The organism is Oceanispirochaeta sp. (genome assembly GCF_027859075.1).
Classification (GTDB): Bacteria; Spirochaetota; Spirochaetia; order DSM-2461; family DSM-2461; genus Oceanispirochaeta.
Map to the genome: position 1 here is coordinate 1 of NZ_JAQIBL010000050.1, position 4787 is coordinate 4787.

A 4787-nucleotide genomic window follows, 5' to 3' on the forward strand; every position below is an offset into this window, starting at 1 on the left:
ATAACTCCTCTTCTTGAACTCATTCTACTAATCACTCCCTTTTTTAATAATAAGCAATCAGATATTTATTATATATCAAACAATTGGTAGATATATAGTGCATTTGAGAAAAAGTAAACAAATACATACTTAATGAGTGATATTTTACTCACTGAAGTATTTTTTGAAAGAAAAATATTACATATTTTTTAAAATTTTCACGTTATATGCAAAGAACTCTGCAGATTAACTGTCAATTTCGTGAAAATTGACAAATATTCTGTTTTTTATCCAGATTTAGAGCAGATTATTATATATATAAGGTGTCTGAAATTGGAGATAATTCAATGATGAGAAATTATTATGGTATACAAAAGGTTGATAGTTTAATGAATGAATATTGTCTTTTGAATAGCGGAATCAAGCCTGAAAGTATGATTCTCATAGATTTTAAGCAATATATATCCATACATGACAATTAATAATGCCGGTCACAGGAATGTTTCAATACAGTTGTTACAGGCATTTATTATTCTCGAAATTGGATTTATGTTTACCATAAAAATAAATTATGTTTATAGAATAGGCAATTGACAACACCTTATCTTTCTAGTAATTTTGAATTGATGAAATTATCAAAAGAGAGAATTGCTTTTATAAAAAAGACTATCACTGATTCAGTTAAAGAGCATCCAACAGATTTGGTGGGCCATATTGTTGATGTATTGGGGATTTCTCGTCCTACTGTAATGCGCTATATAAATGAGTTAGTAGATGAAGGTTCTCTTCAAAAAGAAGGTAAAGGGCGAGGAACAGTTTATAGCCTTCTAAGAGAGATATTCGTTAAAAAAATTGAAATCAAGCCTGACGTTTCTGAAGATGAGGTTTGGCATTCTTTAATTTCTGAGAAAGTAAGTGATTTACCTCTTAGTCAGAGAAGGATTCTTCAATATGGTTTTACAGAGATGGTTAACAATGCTCTTGACCATTCTGGAAGTAAATCTTTACTTCTGGTGGTGGATAAAAGAAAAGAGTTGACGGCTCTTGGAGTTGGTGATGATGGAGTTGGAATCTTTAATAAAATCAAAGTAGATCTAGGGCTTAATTCTGCCGAAGAGGCTGTATTTGAATTAGGAAAAGGTAAATTTACTTCTGATCCAAGCAAACATTCCGGGGAAGGTATTTTTTTCACTTCAAAAGTATTTTCGATTTTCAAAATCTCATCTAAAGGCCTGTCGTTTCTATCTGGGCATAACAAACATGATACACTTACTACTACTTTTGAGACAGCTAGAGAGATTAATTATAAGATAACTGGGACGGCTGTCGCAATGATACTGTATAAAGATGAAGAATATACTTTGTCTGATGTTTTTAATGAATTTGCTGATCCAGATACACCCAATGGACTAAAAAAAACACTTTTAACTGTTTCATCTCTGAAAAGGGGAGATGAGATGCTTGTTTCTAGATCTCAAGGGAAAAGACTCATGGCTCGATTAGATAAGTTTTCAAAAATTGTTTTAGATTTTGATGGTGTTGATGAAATTGGACAAGCTTTTGCTGATGAAGTATTCAGGGTTTTTCAACAAAATCATCCCGATTCAGAAATCTCGGCAAAAAATGTTTCTGAGAATGTGAGAAAAATGATTAGGCATGTGGGATTTGATCTTGCTAATTAAAATACTCTCAACATTTATTCTTCTTATTACATCCGGATCAGACATTAAATTGTGAATTAAATATAGTTATCTCTGAGTCTGAAGGACGGGGCATATTCTGTCCTCCTGACTGTGGATTCCCCTGAGGTGATCTACCGCCTGGTGCAACGGTATCCTGTGATCCTTTGGCTGTAGAAATAAATGCAACCAGACTGAATATTAGGCTGAATAAAATAATTTTTCGATTCTGTATCATCTTCTGCTCCTGAATAAGTGTTTTTAATTATTCTTTATGAAGCCAACTATAAGGAAATACTTAGAACGGGCGGTTAACTGTATGTAAATGCTCTGTAAAAGAATGTTACAGGGTTGTAAACTATGTAAAAAAGATCAATAAACAAACAATTGTTATCCCACCATCAATTACCAGATCCTGTCCGGTAATAAAGTTTAACATTTCTGAGGTGAGATAAAGTGGAGTTGAGATAATTTAGTTTCCCCTGTCATTACTCATTTGAGTACAGTCTTCCTAGTTCAGGCTTCGAATCATTGATTTGTTTTAATTGAATAAATCAGCATTTTTAATTTTCAACCGGATTTATGAAAAACCATGGGAATTGTGATCAGCTGCAGAAACAGTGAGAATAGGATACCTGAACTGACCGTCAGGGAGAGGGCCGGCAGCATTCCTCCCGAACCGGATGATCTGAACAGTAGTGGTATGAGTCCTCCCAGGGTTGTCACCGCAGCGGTAAATAGAGATACACCACAGTTTTTAACAGAATGAATAACCTCAGAATAGGAAGGTTTGCCCTTGGAATAGTCTCCAAAAATCACCAAACCGTTATTGATCAGGAGTCCCGTATTCAGAACCAGAGCGAAGAATACGGGAGATGAGAGGGGAAACCCCGCCACCTTCAGTATGGCAAGGCTGAAGAGGTGGCAGAAAAGAATCTGTAAAAACAGATACATGGGAATAAAGAGAGATTCATAAAGAAAAAGCAGCAGCAGAAATATCAGAGTCAGGGAAATGATAAGTGATTTTATCAGTCCCCTTCCGTAATCGCTTTGCTCTTTTTCATTTTCTCCATATTTGATTCTTACTCCTTTGGGCAAAGGGTGTTGTATCAGAACCTTTTTGATACTTCCCAAGAGATTTCCTGTCTGGTTTCTCCGGGTCTGCCCCGAGTCCAGGATGGAAAAACTCAGACTTCTGAGGGCATCCTCATGAGTGATGGCCCCATAATCTTTCTTATCCGCAAACACGGCGAGGGTTTCAAGGGTTTCTGACCTATCAGAGCTGGTCCTGAAGTCTTTTAATTCCTCCAGTCCCGGAACCAAAAAAGCCGGATCAAAAATCCGAATATCGTAGACACTCTGGGGCATCCGGGACAGCTCCGGAGGGAACCATTTTCCCAGGACTGGCCGGTTCAATTGAGCTTCAAGGGCAGAGACCATTTTCCCGGGACTTAAGCTGCCTGCTTCCAGCTTCTCATTCTGGGGAATGAGCAGCAACTGGTCGGGCTGCTTCTTGTAATGCTGTACTACAGTGCTCCCTGTGATGCGTTGAAGAGCATTTGTCAGTATTCCGGTGTATTCGTATAGAGTCGCCCTGTCCTGGCCGCTCAGCCTGATAGTTGACTCTGTCTCTCTGTTTGAATCCTGGTAATATAGATACCCCCCTGTCCCTGTCAGAGACTGACTCGCTCTCTCCCGTAATTGAGCTCTATCTTTCTCATCCCCCAGGCGGATTTGAAAACTGGCCTTTTCATCCCTGTAGTCACTGGTATAAAAATCGGCTTCCTTCCATCTGGCCATTTCATTTTCGAAAAAGCCGAGTTCCTGAATGATTTTTTTCCGGCTTCTGCCAGCAGGATATTCTATGCTGAATCGGAGAGATGGATCGGGAAGTCTGAAATCCTGTGTCACCGCATAATCCTGGAGTAGATAAAGACAGAGAATCAGCAGTATTAAAAGACTGGCCGCTGTGGTGCGCCGGATCTTGAGGAGATGGGAAAATACCTTATCCAGAAACTTTAATCCCTTCCGGTCCTTACGAGGACCCGGGTGCTGCAGAATCCCGTTCATTATGACCATGATGAAAAAAACAGACAGGGACAGGCTGAAACAGAGGGACCGTATGAGGCCGAAATTCTGTACTTTCACCTCATAGGGTGCAAACAGGAAGGATGAGAATACAAGGAGGGTGGAGAAAAGAGAAAAAAACACAGGCCGTGCCGCAGCCTTTGCCCCTGTTTCCAGATAGAGTACCCCGCTGTCAATGATCATGCCTGTCGAAAGAGCCAACCCTGCCAGCACCAGGATATCCACCTCCCATCCCAGAATGCGGAACAACGCCAGAGTTCCACAGAGGGAGAAAGGAATATTCAGGCAGAGAAGAAGGCTTGTTTTAAGACTGGTGAGAACCAAAAGGGTGATCACCGTTACAGAAATGAGAGAAAACAGGAGGATATACAGAATTTCTTTCAAAGCCTCTTCGGTCAGCATCCCTTTGTCATAGAGGATGCGTGTTTCACCAAGACGGGATCGGATGCGGCGCAGATCCCGGCAGAGAGAGATTGTATTGGCATCCCCCGATTCTTTGATCCAGATGAGGACTTTCTCTTCTCCATTGACCCTTGAAAGGCTCTTCTGTTCTGTGTTAATCAGGGAAGCTTTGAAGACATTTTCCACAGTCAAACCCTCTGCCAGTTGCTGATTGTTGAAATCATTTACTGCTGCATAACGAAGATCCAGAATAAGAGAGGTCTGACCCTGGACAGGAATACTGCCCAGGACATTGGTGCTGCCGAAAATCCGGGCCATTCCGGAGTTGGAAAGCTGTAAAGAGTGAAGGTCATCCTGCCGGGTATGAATAATCACATCCTGTTTGGGAATCCCGCTGATTTCAATCTGTCCCACCCCTTTCACCTGTTTCAGGAGTGATTTGACCTCAATTTCGGTCCATCCATCCTCCAACTGGAGGATAAACACAGGCAGGGCATTGCTGTCGTTTTTACTGATCTGAGGCTTCTGGGTCCCCTCGGGGAAATCCATTCTGTCCAGGATGTCTCGAAGCTCCAGGTAGCTTTGACCGAGATCCGCATTATCATCCAGGAAAAGTGTGAGAACCGCCTTTTCATCTTC

Annotated in this window: 2 protein-coding genes; one reads left to right on the top strand and one right to left on the bottom strand. The window is 40.7% G+C overall.

What is annotated here, in order from left to right; all coding sequences use genetic code 11:
• Positions 1-569: 569 nt before the first annotated feature.
• On the top strand, positions 570-1661 hold the full coding sequence (locus tag PF479_RS02930; RefSeq protein WP_298002066.1) for a DUF4325 domain-containing protein: 1092 nt from the start codon (positions 570-572) through the stop codon (positions 1659-1661).
• Between the two features lie 567 nt (positions 1662-2228).
• Here the strand turns inward: PF479_RS02930 and PF479_RS02935 are convergent.
• Positions 2229-4787: efflux RND transporter permease subunit (locus PF479_RS02935; protein ID WP_298002068.1), on the bottom strand; the 2559-nt coding region annotated here is incomplete at its 5' end.